13 protein-coding genes and 1 pseudogene are annotated in these 17,959 nt (G+C 68.2%); 9 read left to right on the top strand and 5 right to left on the bottom strand.

The genetic code is table 11. The annotated features are described in order from the left end of the window. Positions 1–2: 2 nt before the first annotated feature. The 3 genes from VI056_07890 to VI056_07880 are packed head-to-tail and all read right to left on the bottom strand — an operon-like array spanning position 3 to position 3,701. Complete coding sequence (locus VI056_07890; GenBank protein ID HEY6202950.1) at positions 3–1,136, bottom strand: WD40 repeat domain-containing protein; 1,134 nt, start codon at positions 1,134–1,136, stop codon at positions 3–5. A 37-nt stretch (positions 1,137–1,173) separates the two neighbouring features. Further along, positions 1,174–2,451: an Nramp family divalent metal transporter gene (locus tag VI056_07885; GenBank protein HEY6202949.1), complete on the bottom strand. Its 1,278-nt coding sequence runs from the start codon at positions 2,449–2,451 to the stop codon at positions 1,174–1,176. Beyond that, the gene (locus VI056_07880; GenBank protein HEY6202948.1) at positions 2,448–3,701 is read right to left on the bottom strand and encodes a CBS domain-containing protein; all 1,254 of its coding nucleotides are present in this window, start codon (positions 3,699–3,701) and stop codon (positions 2,448–2,450) included. Before VI056_07880 ends, VI056_07885 begins: the two co-directional genes overlap by 4 nt. Before the next feature lie 40 nt (positions 3,702–3,741). On the opposite strand from VI056_07880, the gene VI056_07875 reads away from it, so the two are divergent. The 6 genes and pseudogenes from VI056_07875 (at position 3,742) to VI056_07850 (ending at position 10,276) form a co-directional block, all read left to right on the top strand. Then, complete coding sequence (locus VI056_07875) at positions 3,742–4,602, top strand: tetratricopeptide repeat protein (protein ID HEY6202947.1); 861 nt, start codon at positions 3,742–3,744, stop codon at positions 4,600–4,602. A gap of 5 nt (positions 4,603–4,607) precedes the next feature. Next, complete coding sequence (locus VI056_07870; protein HEY6202946.1) at positions 4,608–6,386, top strand: hypothetical protein; 1,779 nt, start codon at positions 4,608–4,610, stop codon at positions 6,384–6,386. A 16-nt stretch (positions 6,387–6,402) separates the two neighbouring features. After that, positions 6,403–8,814 (top strand): hypothetical protein, encoded by a 2,412-nt coding sequence (locus VI056_07865; GenBank protein ID HEY6202945.1) that lies wholly within the window; start codon positions 6,403–6,405, stop codon positions 8,812–8,814. A 21-nt stretch (positions 8,815–8,835) separates the two neighbouring features. Next, positions 8,836–9,144, top strand: a pseudogene (gene trxA, locus VI056_07860) (thioredoxin). Positions 9,145–9,306: 162 nt separating this feature from the next. Beyond that, the gene (locus VI056_07855) at positions 9,307–9,522 is read left to right on the top strand and encodes a hypothetical protein (protein ID HEY6202944.1); all 216 of its coding nucleotides are present in this window, start codon (positions 9,307–9,309) and stop codon (positions 9,520–9,522) included. A gap of 94 nt (positions 9,523–9,616) precedes the next feature. After that, positions 9,617–10,276, top strand: a complete 660-nt coding sequence (locus tag VI056_07850; GenBank protein HEY6202943.1) for a DinB family protein — start codon at positions 9,617–9,619, stop codon at positions 10,274–10,276. Between the two features lie 9 nt (positions 10,277–10,285). On the opposite strand, the gene VI056_07845 is transcribed toward VI056_07850, so the two are convergent. Next, positions 10,286–10,927 carry a peptidoglycan recognition family protein gene (locus VI056_07845; protein ID HEY6202942.1) on the bottom strand — a complete coding sequence of 214 codons (642 nt, stop codon included), beginning with the start codon at positions 10,925–10,927 and terminating at the stop codon, positions 10,286–10,288. A 134-nt stretch (positions 10,928–11,061) separates the two neighbouring features. Here VI056_07845 and VI056_07840 point away from each other — a divergent pair, with 134 nt between their 5' ends. From VI056_07840 to VI056_07830, 3 genes are read left to right on the top strand one after another with little or no spacing between them, the layout of a single operon-like run. Continuing rightward, positions 11,062–12,690, top strand: coding sequence for a peptide ABC transporter substrate-binding protein (locus VI056_07840; protein ID HEY6202941.1), 1,629 nt, complete (start codon positions 11,062–11,064; stop codon positions 12,688–12,690). Positions 12,691–12,748: 58 nt separating this feature from the next. Then, entirely contained in the window at positions 12,749–13,675 is a 927-nt protein-coding gene (locus tag VI056_07835) for an ABC transporter permease (protein ID HEY6202940.1), read from the top strand. Then, on the top strand, positions 13,672–14,631 hold the full coding sequence (locus VI056_07830) for an ABC transporter permease (protein HEY6202939.1): 960 nt from the start codon (positions 13,672–13,674) through the stop codon (positions 14,629–14,631). Before VI056_07835 ends, VI056_07830 begins: the two co-directional genes overlap by 4 nt. On the opposite strand, the gene VI056_07825 is transcribed toward VI056_07830, so the two are convergent. Then, the gene (locus VI056_07825; protein HEY6202938.1) at positions 14,628–17,870 is read right to left on the bottom strand and encodes an AAA family ATPase; all 3,243 of its coding nucleotides are present in this window, start codon (positions 17,868–17,870) and stop codon (positions 14,628–14,630) included. The two genes, VI056_07830 and VI056_07825, sit on opposite strands and share 4 nt — an antisense overlap. Between the last annotated feature and the right edge of the window lie 89 nt (positions 17,871–17,959).

Here is a 17,959-nt window from a genome sequence, read left to right as displayed (position 1 = left end):
CGCTAGCGGCACTGCCCGCGCTGATCGGCGCGACACACCGAGGCGACGACGCGGCCCCCCGGTAGCTCGAGGATGTCGAAGTCGCCGACGCCTGGCGTCCCGGCCGTCGCCTCGCGCGCCGCGGTCGCGTAGATCCGCGACCCGTCGCTCGACCACCATGCTTCCCAGATCTTCTTCGGCGACGCGATGCGCTTGGAAAGGTCCTCGGCGAGCGAGCGCGTGTAGACGTCGGATTCCGCGAACTGACCGTCCGCGGCGGTGTAGAGGACGCGGTCGGCGCTCGGATTCCACGCGATCGAGCCGAAGTATTTCGCGGTGAGCGGTTCGAGATCCCGGATCAGGCCCACGTTCGGATCGACGGCGTAGACCCGATTCTCGCCACCGAACGTGCCGGCGCTGCCCGCCACGGCGAGGAACGGTGGCTTCGTACGCCAGCTGACCTCCGAGCCCGTGCCGGTCCAGTACTGCTCGCCGTTCGCGGCTCGATAGACCCCGATGTTGGTGACCGCGTCGGTGCCCTGCCCGAGCACGATCGCGCTCCGATCGATCGACCATGCGAGCGGGTACCAGATCCTCGCCATGTCCGCTGGATCGTCGTCCTCGACGAACAGCTTCGTCGGTCCGCCCGCGGTATCGCCGACGCGGACTCCGTCGTGGCCGTGGAACGCATACCGCGCTCCGTCGGGACTGATCACGCCGTGCAGCGAACCGATCGACCAGATCTCGTCGTCCTCGTACAAGAGCTTCGCGCTGCCGGCCGCGACGTCGACGAGATACAGCGCCGATCGCTCCGCGGGCCCGACCGCGGCGACGAGGAGACGCTTCCCGTCGGCCGATTCGCTGAAAGGCGGCTCGTAGTACGGCCGTCCCGGAGAGCCGCGCGCGGCGACGATCGCCGTGCTGCCACTCTTCACGAGGTCGATGAGCAGGATCCGTCCGGTCTGCCCGTCGGAGACCGAGACGTAGCGGTGGTCCGCGGGAACGCTGATCGCGTGGGCCAGGACCGCCACCGCCGGGGCGACGATGCCCGGCGCGCTGCTCGCGCCGGAAGGCTGCACTACCTGTGTGGGAGACGGTGTCGATTGGCACGCCGTCGCCGCGAGGACGGCGAGCGCGGTCAGAGTGACGGCCCTCATGACCCTACGGTGACACGCACACGCGACTGACCGCTCGCTAAGTCGCGAAGATCGAGGCAAAGAGATACGCGAGTGACAGCGAACCGGCGAGGGCGGCCACCCCCCAGCCGAGGATCGTCGACACGCGACCGTTCACCGCATCGCCCATGAGGCGCCGGTCGGTCGCGAGGCGGACGATGAAGATCAACACGATCGGAAGCAGGATCCCGTTCGCGATCTGCGCCGAGATGATGAGCGGGATGAGCGAGATACCCGGGATGAGCACGACGATCGCGCCGAGCACGAGCAGCAGCGTGAACAGGCTCATGAACACCGGCGCTTCGCGGAAGTTCTTGCTGATGCCCGACTCCCAACCGAACGCTTCGCAGATCGCGTACGACGTCGAGAGCGGCATCACCACCGCACCGAGGAGAGACGCGCCGCACAGGCCCACAGCGAACAGCAGGCCCGCGCTCGCACCGGCCAGCGGGACAAGCGCCTGCGCCGCCGCGTCGGCCGACGAGACTCGGATCCCCGCCGGGTAAAGCACGGTCCCAGTCACGACGATGATGAAGAACGCGAAGAGTCCCGCGAGTGCCGCGCCGAGGAACACGTCGACCCGCGCGTAGGTCGCCGACTGGCGGTCGACGCCTTTGTCCACCACCGATGCCTGCATGTAGAAGAGGAGGTACGGCGTGATCGTCGTCCCGACCAGCGCGAGCGCGAAGACGAGGGCCGACGGGCTTGTCGGGACCGAAGGGATGAACCCCGACATCACCGCGGGCCAGTCAGGCCGCAGGATGAACACCGAGATCGGGTAGGCGAGGAACGCGAGCACCAGCACGAACAGGACGCGCTCGACGAAGCGATAGCTGAAGAAGACGACCAGCGTCCAGACCGCGAGCGCGGCCAGCGGCACGGACACGATCCGCGGTACGCCGAGGAGCTCGACGCTCGCCGCGATGCCGGCGTACTCGGCGACGACGTTGGTGCCGTTCGCGATGATGAGGACGACCATCGCGAGGATGGTCCAGCGCACGCCGAACCGCTCGCGGATGAGGTCGGAGAGGCCCTGCCCGGTCACAAGCCCCATGCGCGAGCACATCTCCTGGATCACCCCCAGGCCGATGCTCGACACGAGAAGAAGCCATAGCAGCGAATAGCCGAACTGCGCGCCGACCGAGGAATACGTGGTGACGCCACCGGCTTCATTGCCGGCGAATCCGGTGATCACGCCGGGGCCGAGCACGGCGAGGAACGCGGTGAGGGCGATCCGGCGGCGGGACGCGCGGCGCCTGAGCGCGCCCAGCGGTCGCGCGATGCCCGCGCCTCTCACCTAGCGATCGACCTGAGCGACCTCTTCCTCCAACCGCGCGGCAGCATGATGTCGACGACGTCGTCGATGGTGACCGTACCGAGAAGCTTGCGCCGCGCATCGACGACCGGAAGCGCCAGCAGGTTGTACTTCGCGATGAGGGATGCGACCTCTTCCTTCGGCGAGGTCGCGTCGACCTTCATGACGTTGCGGTCCATGATCTCGCTGATCGGCGTCTCCGGCTTGGCCACGACGAGGTTCCGCAGCGAGATGACGCCGTCGAGCCGGCCCTGGCCGTCGATGACGTAGAGGTAGTAGGTGAGCTCGGGCTCGGGTTGGAGCTCGCGCAGGCGATCGATCGCCGCGCCGGCGGTGAGCTGCGCGGGAAGCGCGATGAGGTCGGTCGTCATGATCCCTCCGGCGGAGTCCTCGGGGTAGGTGAGCAGCTCCTCGACATCGGCGGCCTCGTCCTTCTGCATCAGGTCGACGAGCTCTTCGCGGCGTTCCTCGGGAAGATCCTGAAGGAGGTCGGCTGCCTCGTCGGGCGCCATCTCGTCGAGGATGTCGGCCGCGCGCTCCTCGTCGAGGTCGCTCACGATCGAGGCCTGCATCTCCGGCTCGACCTCGGAGAGCGTTTCGGCCGCGGTCTCGATGTCGAGCTCCTCGAATACCGCGCGCCGCTCGTCGACGGTCATCTCTTCGACGATGTCGGCGATGTCGGCGGGATGCAGGAGCGCGAGCTTGGTGCGCGGGACGGTGACGCGCACGTTCGCATCCGTTCCCGCGATCGGCTCGACGAGATGCCACGGGATGATCCCGCGCGGCAGCTTCTGCCCCGCGAGCCCGACGACACGCTCGGCGAGATGCTCGGCGCCGACGCGGCGGAGCAGGCCGCGCAGGCCGACGTCCGCGCCGACCAGGCGCAGCTGGCCGTCGACCTCGGAGAGCTGCAGGTCGTTGACGCGCACGACCTTCGCGCCGTGCGTATCGACGACCTGCTTGTCCATGAGGTCGCGCGAGAGGCGGAGCGCCTCCTGTGGCAGCGCCGCATCGGCGATCGTCTCGAGGCGACCGCGGAGCCTGAGATGCCCGATCTCCTGCGCCAGCTCGTTCCAGCGGACGATGCGTTCCCCGCTGGGTGTCGCGAGGATCGCCCACTGCACCGCCGGGAACTGTCCCTGAGGAACGACCGCGAGGTCCGCGAGCTTCGCCACCTCGGTGCCATTCGGCTCGATCACGCGTCGATGTTGGATGTCCGAGAGGTACGGCACGCGCGCAAGGGTACCGCCGCAGGCTAGAATGAGAACTCCCATGACACCTGCCTCGGACACCGGACTGCGCGTTCGTGCCCTCGCCGATCAGGCCGTTTCGGCCGCCCTCGAGGCTGACTGGACGCGCGCGTCCGACCTCAACTCGAAGATCATCGAAGCGGCGCCCGACGACATCGAGGCGCGCAACCGCATGGGCCGCGCGCTCCTCGAGCAAGGCAAGCTTGAAGAGGCCAAGGCGTCTTTCGCCGAGGTGCTCAAGGCCGAGCCGTACAACTCCATCGCAATCCGCGGCTCGCAGCGGATCGCCCAGCTGCTTGAGCACAAGACAAAGCCGAACGTCACCACGTCCCGGACGCAGCCGCGCCTCTTTATCGAGGACATGGGCAAGACAGGCATCCTCCGGCTCATCAACCCGGCGCCGCCGCACATCCTCGCCCGTTACAGCCCCGGTGCCGAGGCCCAGCTGAAGGAGCAGGAAGGCCTGTTGGCCGTCCACGCCCGCGACGGCGAGCTCCTCGGCTTCCTGGAGCCGAAGGTCGGCCGGCGCCTCATCGATCTGATCCGAACTGGCAACCAGTACGTGGCGGCGATCGTCAGTAACGACCAGCAGAACGCCCGCGTTGCCATTAGAGAGGTCCTGCAGAGCGTCGAGAACTCCAGCCGGATCTCCTTCCCTGGCCACCATCGCCCGGCCGAGACGAAGGAGCGTGCCTACATCAAGGGCAACTTCTTCCGCTTCGGACGGGATGCGGACGACGACGGCGACGACGAGACGGACGAGGCCGAGGAAGAGACAGAGGGCACCGCGGGCGGCGAGGCCCTCGACGAGACGGACACAGTCGAAGAGCCCCTGGTCGTCGACACCGGTGACGATGACGCGGAGGAAGAAGAAGAGGAGTAAGCCAAGTGGGTCGAGCGGGATGGGGAGCGGTAACAGCGGTCCTCGTCCTCCTGGCCGCGGCTTGCTCGTCCACCCCGCTCCCGGATAACAAGGTCCGCCCGACCGGCGACGTCGCCGACGCAGGCGCCCTCGCCATCGCCCACACCGCCGCCGACATCCTGTCCACCTTCTCTGTCTACGACTACGCCCTCGTCGGCGGGCTGAACGGCGACAGGGTCCGCGTCGTCAGCGGGGATCGCTTCGCGACCGTCGCGCGCGCGCAGGCAGCGCTCATCACGGCGAATACGACGAAGGTCGTCGCCGCGACGGTCGAGACGGTCGGACCGGCGCGCGATCGCCTCGTCGCCCTCGCCGACGGCCTCACCGATCTCTCGCGCGATGCGCTCGCGTATTCCGACGGTCGCGACCCCGCGGCGCTGTCACGCATCCTCTCGGGCGTCGAGCGCGGTTGGGCCGGTCTGCGCGAGCTCGTGTCCGTCATGCCCGCCGACGCGAGCCTGAGGGCGGCGATAGACCGCGGCACGTCCATCAAGTCGTCGGCGACCTCGAAGCAGCGATTCACGTTAACGGTCGGTCCCTTCACGAGCTCGGATGAGGCGGCCGCGACCGCCAAGAGCATCGGCGCGAACGCGACGGCGACGAAAGAGAGTCCCTTCACGGTCCGTGTCGGCCCGTACGCCGACCGACCCGCGGCCGATAAGGCGGCGGTCACGCTGGCGACACAGAAGATCACCGCGATCGTCAGCGAGGACACCGTGTATGCATTCGCGCGGAGCGGCGACGCGCCCGACGCGGAGCTGTGGCGCGAGCCCGAGCGCTCGATCGACACTCATGCGCTCGCGCGCAAGATCGCGCTGTCACAGGACGGAGCACTCATCGCGACCGGCACGGACGACGGCTTCCTCGCGCTGCACACTCGCGACGGCGTGCTGAAGGCGCTCGCGAAGTTCAACGCCGGCGTGAATCAGCTCGCGTTCACCAACGACGCGCGGTTCCTCATGGGTGGCGGACAGGTCCTCTCCAACTACGTGATGCCGGCCCCGAATGACTCCAGCGGCGTTCCGGTGCGTCTCACCGGCGCGGCCCAGTCGCTCGTCTACGTGCCGGGGGTGGACATCTTCGCCGCGTCGGCGGGCGGGAGCGACGGCGGCGTCATCGGCGGGCGCACACCGGACGGACTGCCGCTGGCGGCGCCCTTCCCGATCGGGCTCGGGTCCGCGGGTGGGCTGCTCGCCGCCAGCGACTACGGCGACCTCTTCTTCGCCTGGCAGACCGCGGGTGGCTACGAGGTAAAGGTGCTCAGGCCGGGCGTGGATCGATCCACGCGGGGCGTGCTGCGCGTGCCCGGCACCGGCACCGCGTTCGCGATCGATCCTTCCGGGACGTACGGCGCGGCGGTGACGGATCAGGGCACCTATCGCTTCCAGGTGACCGCGGCGGACCCGACGAAGAGCCTCACCAAGATCACGACCCCGGTGCGCGACGTCGAATTCGCGCGCGACGGAACGCTCTACCTGCTCGACGCGAAGCGTGCCCTGGCGGTCGACGCTGAGGGCGCGACGCGCTGGACGGCGCCGCTCGTCGACGGCCGGCGCATGGCCGTCGGGCTCCGCGCGGTCGTGCTGGACGGCACCGACCGGCTCGTCGCGCTCGACCCGAAGACGGGTGCGCTCGACGAGCTCGCGCCCGTCGGGCAGATCCAGGACCTCGTCGTGTCGCGCGACGGTCGTTGGGTGGGCCTCATCGCCGAAGCGAAACGAGCCGTTCTCTTCCGACTTCCCTGACCCATACTCACGCCAAGTGAGCACGATGCGAGAGCGGATCCTCTCTTTCACACCCATCGAAACGCTCCCGCTTCCGCGACCACTCAGCCGCTTCGGCACCGCGTTCCCCACGGCGCTCGCAGACGTCTACGCGACCGCCTACGCGCCGCGACGCGGCGTGGTCCTCGATCCGCTCGCGCATCCGTGGTCCGCCGCCGACGCGGTCGATGCCTCGGACCGGCGTGGCATCGCGACGTCGCGCGAGCCACTTGGCGAGTGGGCGCGTGCCGTCGTCGCGCTCGCGCCGCCGGGCGAGGAGGTCGTCGCAGCGTTCGAGCGCGTCGCCGATAGCGCGCTCGTCGGGACTCCCCACCGCGTCGCGATGCGCGAGCTGTACGGCTCGCACTGCGCGACGTGCCACGGTCCGGTCGTCGTCGAGGCCTTCCTCTGGGAGCGCGACGCGCCGGTGCCGACGAAGAAGGCGTTCCGCTGCGGCGTCTGCGCGCGTGAAGGCCGCGCGCTCCTGATCGAAGGGGTCGACACCGACGACGAGGAGCGCACGCGCCGCCTCGAGCCGCGCGGTATGGCGTACTGGCAGTTCGTCGAGCGTTTCGGCGCCGACCCGGCCGCGCAGGCACTGGGCGAGACGGTCGCGGCTCTCTACACGCCGCGCAACATCACCGCCCTCATGGCCACTCTCCGCGCGATCGAGACCTCGGTCGGCGACGCGGCCGCGCAGGGGTTCCTGAAGCTCTGCCTGCTCGAGTCGATCGTCGCCGGCAGCCGCCAGAGCGCAGTGGCCGGACACGGCTCGCCGCTACGAATCGACAAGGGACGTGCGCGCCGTGGCCATGCGTCGCAGACGCGCGAGGTGAACATCTGGCTCGAGTACGAACGCACCGTGCGCGAGCTCATCGCATGGCTCGCGCAGCACGAGCACCGCACGCCGGCGTCGCGCGGCGCGCTTCTCCTCGATCCGGGCGACGCGGACCTCGTCCTCTGCCAGGCCCCGGTCGAGGACACGCTCGGTGGATGGAGCACGGTCGCGAGCGCCCTGCTGCTCGGCGCAAAGACGCTGCGTCCCATGGACACCGGCGAGGGCAGGCTGGCGGCGCGCGAGAGACTCTTGCGCAGTCTGCGCGCGGCGCTCATCGAAGCGCATCGGGTCTCGCGCCCCGAGGCCGCGGCGGTCGTTTACGTCCCGCACGCCGACGCGGCGACCGTCGCTGCGTGCGTCCTCGCGGGTGCCGGCGCGGGATACCGCCTGCGCGCGATCCTCTATCAGCGCGACGCGCACGCCGGCGCGTACGGCTCGCCGGCCGCGGCCGTGTGCGATTTCGACCGGGACGTACCGCTGCTGCGCGACCAGTCCGCGGCGGATGCCGGACTCATCGAAGACGCGATCCGCTCCGGAGTCCGCGACGCGGTGCTCGCCCGTGGCGAGCCCGTGCGGGAGGACGTCGCAGCGGTCGCGGCGCTGCAATCGCTCGCCGCGAAGGGACTTCTCGTTCCGATCGCGCTCGCTCGCGCCGGTGGCGTGTCGGAGCTCGAGCTCTTCCTCGATCACTTCCGGTCCGCGCTGGCCGATGGCCGACGCAGCGGCATCACGCGCGTGCCGCTCAGCGACGATCCCGATGACGTCGCGTACACGATCAACGAAGCGCCCGACGCGACGCCGCTTGGCGACCGTGTCGAGTGGGCGGTCTGGGGTCTCCTTTCGTCCGCGCGCGAGGTCGACACGCGCTCGCTGCTGCGCCGCGTCTACGCGCTGTTCCGCGGGATCGAGACGCCGGACCGCGAGCTCATCGAACGCTGCGTCGCGGCGTACGCGACCCAGACCGATGAGGGTCGGTGGCGCCTGCTGGCTCAGGACGCGCTCGTCGCGCGGCAGGCGTCGCAGGCCCGGGTGCTCGCGGAGCTCATCGATGCCGGGCACCGGCTCGGATTCAAGGTGCACATCGGACGTGATGTCGACCGTCGTGCGGTGCCCAGCTCGCACATCGAGCGCGGCCATGTGCTCACGGATCTGCTCGGCGAGGCCGAGCGCGCGGGCGGCCCATCGCGCTTCGTGCGCGGCGCGTCAGAGGCGCTCGATTTCGTCGACTGCGTCTGGTACGACAAGGGGCGGATGGTGTTCCTCTGGCAGGTCGACTGGACAGCCCGCATACACCGCAGCGTCGTCGCCCTCGGGGAAGCGATCCCAGATGACGATCGGGTGTTCCGTTTCCTCGCCGTTGCCGACGAACGGACCGCCCTGGTGCATGAAAAGCTCCATCGCTCGCCGGCGGTGGCGGAGGTCGTTCGACGGCGGGGCTGGCGATTCGTAAAGTGGAATGCACTTCGCCGCTGGCTGGGGGACGCCCAGGCTAGCCTGGAAAGCCTCGAACCCGTTCTTGGCCTCGAACCTGCGGTGGAACAATCGGGCCAGCAGCTCGCGTTCAGGTGGTAGAGGACTTAAAGGAGCGCACTAATGGGTAAGCCACAGGTCGTCACAGACCAGACATTCGAGCAGGAGGTCCTGAAGTCGGACGCTCCGGTGCTCGTCGATTTCTGGGCGACGTGGTGCGGTCCGTGCCGCATGGTCGCGCCGGTCCTCGAAGAGGTGGCCAGCGAGCAGGGCGACAAGATCCGCGTCGTGAAGCTCGACGTCGATGCCAATCCGATCACCGCTGGACGCTTTGGCGTCCGCGCGATCCCGACGATGATCGTGTTCAAGAACGGCCGCGAGGCCGATCGCATCGTTGGATACCACCCGAAGCCACAGCTCATGACCAAGCTGAATCCACATCTAACGATGGCCGCGCCTAGCGCGGCGCCGAGCGCCTCCGCGGCGCAGTCGGGAACTACGAGTGCCGGGCAAAACGGTCAGACGCCCTCGGGGGGCTCACCGACGAGCAGCACACCGAACGCCGGCGTCGGCGTCACAAAGGTCCACTAGGACGTGAGAGACACGTCGGGCGTGCCGGGTGAGAAGATCCTCGATCCGGTGTGCGGGATGATCGTGGACATCGCCGACTCCCGCGAGCACGGGCTCACACTTGAGATGGACGATCGCGAGTACGCCTTCTGCGGCCCCGGCTGCATGAAGTCCTTCGCGAAGGCGCCGCACCAGTACCGCGCGAAGGTCGACGCCTGGGTGCTCGCGCAGAAGCACTAGCTTCATCGCCCGCGTTACCGTAGCCGCTATCACCCAAGCCGTTTCGACGTACGCGCTTTACCTGGAGTCCGGGCCGCAGCGGAAGTCGACCCTCGTGCACGTCGTCGATCTTCTCGGCTGCGCATGGTTCGCGCCGACGACGGACGAGGCGCTGGCAGCGGCGCCGGATGAGATCGCTGCGTATCTCCGGTACCTGAAGCGCCACGGCGAAAAGGTCGATCCGAAGGCCCCCATCGCCACGCGCGTCGCCGAGCACATCACCAAAGGGGACTTCCTGGGGCACGGCTCGCCGCAGGCGGTGTACGTGCCGGATCGGAAGCCGGTGACCCCGGCCGAGCTTGCGACGTCCCTGCGTCGCCTCGAATGGTCGCGGGCGGATCTCCTCGGTCTCGTCAAAGGCGCAAGCGCGAAGGCACTCGACGCGAAGCCGGCGAAGGGCCGCTCGCTCCGCGACATGCTGCTGCACGTACTCGGCGCGGACGCGGGCTATCTCGCGAGCTCGCTCGGCGCGGTCAAGGAGGTGAACGGGCCGACCAACGCCGCGGGACGCGGCGACCTCGATGTCCGCATCGCGTTGAAGGAAGCCCGCGACGCCGCGATCGCGCGGCTCGCCAAGCTCACACCAGCGGAGCGTGCATTCGTGAAGGAGCATCCGTCCGGCGCGCGCACGATGCGTAAGACGATCCGCCGCATGCTCGAGCACGAGTGGGAGCACCGGCGCGAGATCGCGCGGCGGCTCGGCGCGGAGGCGTAGCCCGCCGCCTCAGCCCTTGAAGGGCTGGCCGCTCTCCACGTCGGGCCCGCTGACGTCGGCGTTCGGGAAGACGCTGCGGATCGCCTTCGCCAGCCAGCGCTGCAGTCGCGTCGTCCACACCAGCGGCTCGTACGCCTCGAGGTGGTCGTACACGCGCTTCAGCATCCGCCGATCTTCTTCGGTGAACATGTCGTCTTCCTCCTCTGCTTCACGGACGATGCGTTCCAGGTCGAGCGTGCCCGGGCATTCGGTCGGAACGATGGCGTGATGCGGCAGCACCGTCGTGCCGAGGAACAGGTCGAGGCCGTGACGGTTGGCGATCTCTCGGTGCAGGCTCGCCGACGCGGCGTAGAGCGCCTCGCTCGGAGCCATCGCGGGACCGGCCTCGTGCTCGATGCCGATCGAGCGCAGGTTCACCTCGAACCTGCCCGCGTGGTACGCGGTGTCGTCCTCACTGACGAGCTGTGCGATGCGACCATCCTGTCCGATGACGTAGTGCGCCGAGAGGATGCTCGCGGGATCGTTGAACCGGCGTATCGCGCGTTCGAACGTCACGACCGTCCAGTGGTCGACGATGAGCTCGACCGCATTGCCATCGCGGCCCGCGGTGTAGTTGCTCTGTGGGATGGGGCCGCGCCACTGGGTGCCCACGGAGGGCTAACGGCTGCCGTACATCTTCGGTGTGGCAGCAACATCGCCGAACTCCGAGCGTCATCTTGAGGTAGTAAGAGGCGGCGTATCCTTCCCGCTTGTCAGGGGGCGGGGTTTACCGCAGGGAGCTCTAGATGAGGAAACTTGTCGCGCTATCCCTTTTGGTCCTGCTGACGGTCGCCGCGTGCACGTCGCCGACGAGCTCGGCCACACCGGCTCCGAGCCAGGCCGCGAAGAAGACCACGCTGCGGCTGCCGGAGGCAGCGAAGATCGTCAACACCATGGATCCGGGCATCAGCTCGGGTGGCGCCGGGCTTGAGCAGATCCAGAACATGTTCGAAGGCCTCGCGTACGTCGACCAGGTGACCGGTGAGATAAAGCCCGGCCAGGCCGAGAAGTGGACGATCTCACCGGACGGCCTCACCTACACGTTCAACCTCCGCGCCGGGCTCAAGTGGTCGGACGGGCAGGCCTTGAAAGCGTCCGACTTCGAGTACGCGTGGAAGCGCGCGACCGACCCGGCCACCAAGTCCCGCTACGCGCAGACGCTGTGGCCGGTGAAGGGAGCCGAAGCCTTCGGGACGGGCAAGGGTACGGCGGAAGGCATGGGAGCGAAGGCGACAGACGACCGCACCTTCGTCGTGACGCTCGAGCGACCTGCGCCGTTCTTCATGCATCTCGTCGCGACGTGGACCGCCTATCCGGTGCGCAAGGACACGATCGACAAGAACGCCGAGAAGTGGACGCTCACCAAGGACACGTACATCTCGAACGGTCACTACCGGCTGGTGGAGTGGAAACCCGAGCAGAGCATGACCGTCGAGAAGAACCCGAACTACTGGGGCGAGAACAACGGTCCCGACACGATCGTCTGGACGCTGTTCGACGACCAGGCCGCGAAGTCGCCCGTCGCGTATGAGGCGGGGGAGCTTGACCGCGCGGTCCTCGTCGGCGCCGACATCACGCGCGCAAAGGCGGACCCAGTACTCAGCAAGGAGATCAAGAAGTTCGAGCGCCAGGGCTCGCAGTGGATCATCCTCGACACCACGAACCCGCCGTTCAACAACGTGAAGGTCCGCCAGGCGCTCAGCATGGCGACCGATGCGAAGCGACTCAACGAAGTGGTCCTGAAGGACGCGTACTTCAATGCGGTCTCGATCGTCGCGCCGGGCATTCCCGGACAGAAGACGTCGAACGCGCTCGGCTATGACATGGCCAAGGCCAAGCAGCTTCTCTCCGAAGCCGGTTATCCCGACGGGAAGAACTGGCCGGCCAACGTGAAATTCACGTTCGCATCGGGCGCGGCCGAGACGAAGGCGATCGCTGAGGCGATCCAGGGCATGTGGAAGTCCGCGCTCGGGATCGACATCGTCCTCGAGCCGATGGAAGACAAGGCCTTTGACAACTGGCGCACAACACGGAAGGACCAGCCTTTCCACATGTACGTCAGCGGCTGGGGCTCGGACTACGAGGACCCGAACAACTGGTACAACCTGCTCTTCGACTCGAAGGCCGACTTCTTCTACGCCCACTGGAAGAACGCCGAGTTCGACAGCCTCGTGGCTTCGGGTCTCAAGGAGAACGACCCGGCGAAGCGCAAGACGACGTATGAGAGCGCCGACAAGATCCTCAACGCCGAGGCGCCGTACATCACCTACTACCACTGGGCGCGCTTCGACCTGATCAAGCCCTACATCGAGGGCCTCAACCATTACCGCGTCCTGGGGCGGATCCAGGGCTATCTCGTTCGTGTGAAGAAGTAGTCATGGCGGGGCGTAGGCCGCTGGATCAGCGGCCTCCGCCCCGCGCGGCTCTGCATCGATGACGACATTCATCGTCCGCCGCGTTCTCTGGATGATCCCGAGCCTCGTTGTCGTCTTCACGCTCACCTTTGTTGTCGTCCACGCGACCCCAGGCAGCCCGTGGGACGAGAGCGAGAAGCCGCTCCCGGAGGCCGTGAAGCAGAACCTCGCCAAGCAGTACCACCTCGACGATCCACTGCCCAAGCAATACGCCGACTACCTCATCAACGCGCTGCACGGCGATCTCGGGCCGTCGTATCGGAGCGTCGAGCGCTCGGTGTCGGAGATCGTCGCGGCGACACTGCCGGTGTCGGCACAGCTCGGCCTTGCGGCGATGCTGTTCGCACTGCTCGTCGGGATACCTCTTGGCACTCTCGCCGCGGTGAAACACAACACCTGGATCGACTACACGGCGTCGCTCATCACCGTGAGCGGACTGGCGACCCCACCATTCGTGCGCGTCTCGCTTTTGATCGTTGCCCTGTCGCTCGGCGTCGCCTGGCTGCCGACCGGCGGTTGGAACGGCATCTTGGACGTGCGCGCGATCATCCCGACGCTCGCGATCGGGCTCGGGCCGGCGGCCATCCTCGCCCGCTACACCCGCTCCAGCCTCCTCGAGGTCCTGGGGCAGGACTTCATCCGCACGGCCCGCGCCAAGGGGCTGCGTGAGCTGATGATCGTGGTCCGCCACGCGATGAAGAACGCGCTCATACCCGTGCTGACGGTCGCGGGCGTCACGCTCTCGAACGTCATCACCGGCGCGTTCTTCGTCGAGCGCATCTACGGTGTACCGGGGATCGGTCGGCAGTTCGTCGACAGCGTCACCGGACGCGACTACCCGCTGCTGCTCGGCATCGTCCTCATCTTCGCCATCCTGATCTCGGTCGTGAATCTCCTCACCGACATCTCGTACGGCTACGCCGACCCGCGGATCCGCTATCGATGACAAGGATGGTCGCGACCCCTTCGCTCGCGATGCCGCTCGCGCGACGACCGACGGGCCTGTGGCGCGACGCCTGGCATCGGCTCACCCGGAACCGCGCGGCCGTGGTGAGCCTCGTATTCGTCGTCCTCGTGGTCTTCGTCGCGCTCTTCGCGAACCTGGTCGCCCCCTATCCCTTCGAGCGCCAGGACCTCGAGAGCACCGATCTCGGACCAAGCGCGGCCCACCTCTTCGGTACGGACCTGCTCGGACGCGACGAGCTCAGCCGCATGGTGTACGGCAGCCGCATCTCACTTGCCGTCGCGCTGGTGGACGTGCTCATCGTCGTGTTGATCGGCGTGCCGCTCGGGCTCGTGGCGGGATTCTTCGGCAAGTGGCTGGACACGTTGATCATGCGGACCGTCGACGTGCTGCTCGCCTTTCCCAGCCTGCTGCTCGTCATCGTCGTGATCACGTACCTGCGCGCCGTGCTGGATCAGCCGACGGGACCGGTCCTCGCGGTCGTCGGCGGTCTCGACAACCTGACCGGCGGGCTCCTTGGGGTGTTCATCGCGCTCGGTCTGGTGTCCTGGCTGACTGTTGCGCGCCTCGTCCGCGGCCAGGTCCTCTCGCTCAAAGAGAAGGAGTTCGTTGAAGCCGCGCGCATGGTGGGCGCGTCGAACCTGCGGATCATGTCGCGGCACCTGCTCCCCAACACGCTCGCGCCGGTGATCGTTGCCGCGACCTTCGGCATCCCCGGCGCGATCGCGACGGAAGCCGGTCTCTCCTTCCTCGGGCTGGGCGTGCGCCCGCCACTCCCGAGCTGGGGCATCCTCATCGCCGAAGGGGTCCGCAACATGCGCGCGTTCCCGCACGAGCTGCTGTTCCCCGCTCTTGTCCTCGCGGTGACGCTGATCTGCTTCAACTTCCTCGGCGACGGGCTGCGCGACGCGCTCGATCCGAAGCTGAAGGTGGACTAGGCGCGACTCGCCGGCGACCGAAAGGCGAGGGCTTCGCTGAGTCCGATGTAACCCAACGCCCGGAGCTCCTGGTGCGCGCTGTCACCAGCCGGCCCACCACTCATCTCGCCGCGGGCCGCGGTCGCGACCGCTCGCGCGAGACCACTACCGCGCGCCGCCGCCTGATCCAGCCGATCGAGCGGAGCCGCGAGATCGTCCCACCGCTCCTGAACCACGAGCGCCATCACGAGTCTGAGCCCAACAGGATCGATGACCTCGCGATCCCACACCGCGCCCGATCGACCGAACGCGACGGTCGAGAGCGCAGTGCAGTCACGGCCCAAGACCGCCAGCGGCAGGATCAGGTCCGCGTCGCGAACCGCGGGGGACTCGGGGACCATGCGGGCGACAAATTCGTCGATCCGCAGTGGTGATGGACGGCCGCGGATCGAATCGGCGACGACCGCGTAGCCGGCCGCGCCCGCGGCAGCCAGACACAGCTGCGCGCTGGGATTCGCGCTCTCCAGCTCGATGAGCTCCCGGCCCAGCGCGGCCAGGCCGTCCCAGTCGCCGCGCGCGAAGAGCAGGTGCGACACGAGTGCGAGGGCGTGACTGCGCAGGTGCGCGCTGCGACGTATCGCGACCTCCGTCAGGCGGCCGCTCATCCGCTCGACCTCGCCCAGATCCCCCGCGAGGTAGCACGTGAGGCCACGCCACCAGAGCACTTCGACCTCGTTGGCCCAGGCCCCCTGTGCCACGAGCTCATCGACACGGCGGTAGGTGTCCTGCGCGGCACTGATCTCACCGGACCACATCTTCACGATCGCGAGGCGCTGCAATGCATTGGCGTGAACGCGGGGATCCTTCGACCTACGGACGATCTCGAGAGCTTCGTCAACTGACGCTGCGTCGCTGAAGAGGTGGCCGTGCTGCACCAGCAGGCGGGCGAGCGAGACCGCGTCGCTCTCGTTGCGTGCGGCATCGAGCCCTTCATTCAGGAGCCGACGCACGGCGCTGAGGTCGGGAAGGTTCCGGAAGTATCCGTACTGGAACATCGTGAGCTCGATCGCGTCGGCATACAGAGCGGCGGGGGCGGCCTGGCCCGAGACCCGGTACTGGTCGATGGCGCGGAGCCGGTGCGTCCAGGCCTCATCGCCCATCGAGGACCGCCAGTACGCGCTCGCAAGCGCGTTCTCGGCCCGACCCCGGTCCGCCGGCAGCTTCGCAAGCGAGATCGCACGCTCCAGGAACTCGACGGCGAGCTCGTGCGAGTCCTGATCGGTAAAGCGCTGGCCTGCGGCGATGTGCGCGTCGATCGCCTCGCGACGCATGTCGTCGAGCGTGGGCGTGCCCTGCCACACCCAGTCACCGTCTGGCGGGCGCAGCGCATCCCACCAGTGATGCGCGAGAGCGGCCACATCCGCGCGATCAAGGCCGTCGCGAGCGAAGCTGGCGTGAAGACGCATGCGGTCCCTCAGCGTGAGACGGTAATAGGCCACTTCATGGACAAGCGGATGGTGGAAGCGGAATCCGCCATCGACAGTTCGGAGATAACGGAGCTGGACGAGACGGGCGAGCGATATGGCGACCTCGGGCATGTCGCGGCCGACGAGGAGTGCGGCTGCGCGCACATCGAACATCTCGCCGGCGATAGCGGCGCGCTGGAGAAGGTCGCGGTCGGCGATCGGCAGCTCGTCGAGGCGCGCCCCGATCGCCGCCTGGACCGTCACCGGGATGTCGCCAGGCTCGCTCGCGCGCGATCGCGCGAGCTCGATCACGAACAGTGGATTGCCTTCCGCACGGAGGGTCGCGCGCTCATCGGTCGCGCCAGCGCTCACGCCGAGCGCCGCCGCGTCTTCATCGTCGAGCGGGCCGATGTCGATGGTCATCCGATCGCGACCGGGTCGCGCAACGGCGTCCTTGAACTCAGGACGGGCCGCACCGATGACGAGGACCGCGGTCCCGGCGCCGACCGTGATGCGATCGAGGAGACGAACGAGCTGCGGGTCGGCCCAGTGGAGGTCGTCGATCCAGATCACGACCGGGCGGTCGGCTCCGAGCCCGCCGAGATAGCGTCGCCACGCGCTCGAGAGCGCCTCGAGACGCTCGGTCGTACTGAGGCTCATCAGCCGCGGATCGACGAGCACGCCGGCGCTGTGCGCGAGCGCCGCGGCGGTGTCGGCTCGCTCGCCCGCATCCGCGATCAGTTCCGCGATCCGGGCCCGGACTGCTTCCACGGTCGGCGGTCCGATGTCTCCGCTCAGGAGCTGATGCAGCGGCGTCTGCGCACCGAGCTCCGCGCCGGGACGGCAGCGGGCGCGGAGCACGTGTGCCTTTCCGTCGATCGACGCGACGAACTCCTCCGCGGTCCGCGTCTTGCCCTGGCCGGGTGGCGCGATGAGGAGCGCGAAGACGGCCTCTCGCGAACGCGCGCGTTCCAGCGCTCCGCGAAGGAGGTCGAGCTCTCGCCGTCTGCCGACGAACGACGGGCGGGCGGCGAGCCCGGTCTCGGCGCGCACCAGTGCCGCGACCAAGATCGTTCCGGTGCCGTCGACATCACGCTGGCCATAGCTGACGAACTCGGCCGTCGCCGAGGTGGCTTCGCGACAGACCGGCCCGACGAGGATCTCGCCAGGCCCGGCGCCATTGCGCAGACGTCCCGCGAGATTGATGCAGCTGCCAAAGGCCATGCCGTCCCCGGTCGTCGCGATCGCGTCCAGGTCGACAAGCACCTCGCCGGTCTCCACGCCGATGCGCACCGCGGTCTCGGGATGCGCTCTGCCCCAGCGCATCGCGCTCTCGGCCGCTCGAAGGGCGCGTGTCGGATCGTCCGAATGTGTGACCGGGGCACCGAACATGGCGAAGTAGGAGCCACCGGTGGACTTTTCGACGACCGCCCCCTCCACGGTCGCGATCGCGCTCAGATCCTGGAGCGCCTGGTCGATCACGGTCTTCGTCCGCTCGGGGCCGAGCCGTGCGGAGAGGTCCGCCGAGGGCGCGACGTCGGCGAACAGGCATGTGACGACCCGGTGCTCGGAGCCGCGCGACAGAGGCGCTGCCGTGACCTCACCGACCGTGACGGTCCAGGTCGCGACCTGAGCGCGCGATCGCACGCCGAGCTTGTTGCGGATGTGCTCGACGTGCGTCTCGACCGTCCGATCCGAGATCACCAGCCGGTCGGCGATGTCGCGGTTGGTCAGTCCTTCAGCGACGTACGCGGCAACTTCGCGCTCGCGTTTTGTAAGGCTGGTCACCTGCATTCAGCCATTCTCATCGGCCGGGTGCTATTTCTCGGAATATCGGTAGTTTTCCGGATGTGCCGTCGGAGCGAAGGGAGGAATGTGTCGCC

The organism is Candidatus Limnocylindria bacterium (assembly GCA_036523395.1).
Taxonomy (GTDB): Bacteria; Chloroflexota; Limnocylindria; order P2-11E; family P2-11E; genus CF-39.
Note: the sequence above shows the minus strand (reverse complement) of the source record. Positions and strands in the feature narration are given on the sequence as shown.

What these genes read in the sequence shown, in the direction of transcription:
- VI056_07830 (HEY6202939.1), top strand. Translation starts at nt 13,672, where the DNA reads ATGACAAGGATGGTCGCGACCCCTTCGCTCGCGATGCCGCTCGCGCGA.
- VI056_07825 (HEY6202938.1), bottom strand. Translation starts at nt 17,870, where the DNA reads ATGCAGGTGACCAGCCTTACAAAACGCGAGCGCGAAGTTGCCGCGTAC.
- VI056_07890 (HEY6202950.1), bottom strand. Translation starts at nt 1,136, where the DNA reads ATGAGGGCCGTCACTCTGACCGCGCTCGCCGTCCTCGCGGCGACGGCG.
- VI056_07835 (HEY6202940.1), top strand. Translation starts at nt 12,749, where the DNA reads ATGACGACATTCATCGTCCGCCGCGTTCTCTGGATGATCCCGAGCCTC.
- VI056_07875 (HEY6202947.1), top strand. Translation starts at nt 3,742, where the DNA reads ATGACACCTGCCTCGGACACCGGACTGCGCGTTCGTGCCCTCGCCGAT.
- VI056_07840 (HEY6202941.1), top strand. Translation starts at nt 11,062, where the DNA reads ATGAGGAAACTTGTCGCGCTATCCCTTTTGGTCCTGCTGACGGTCGCC.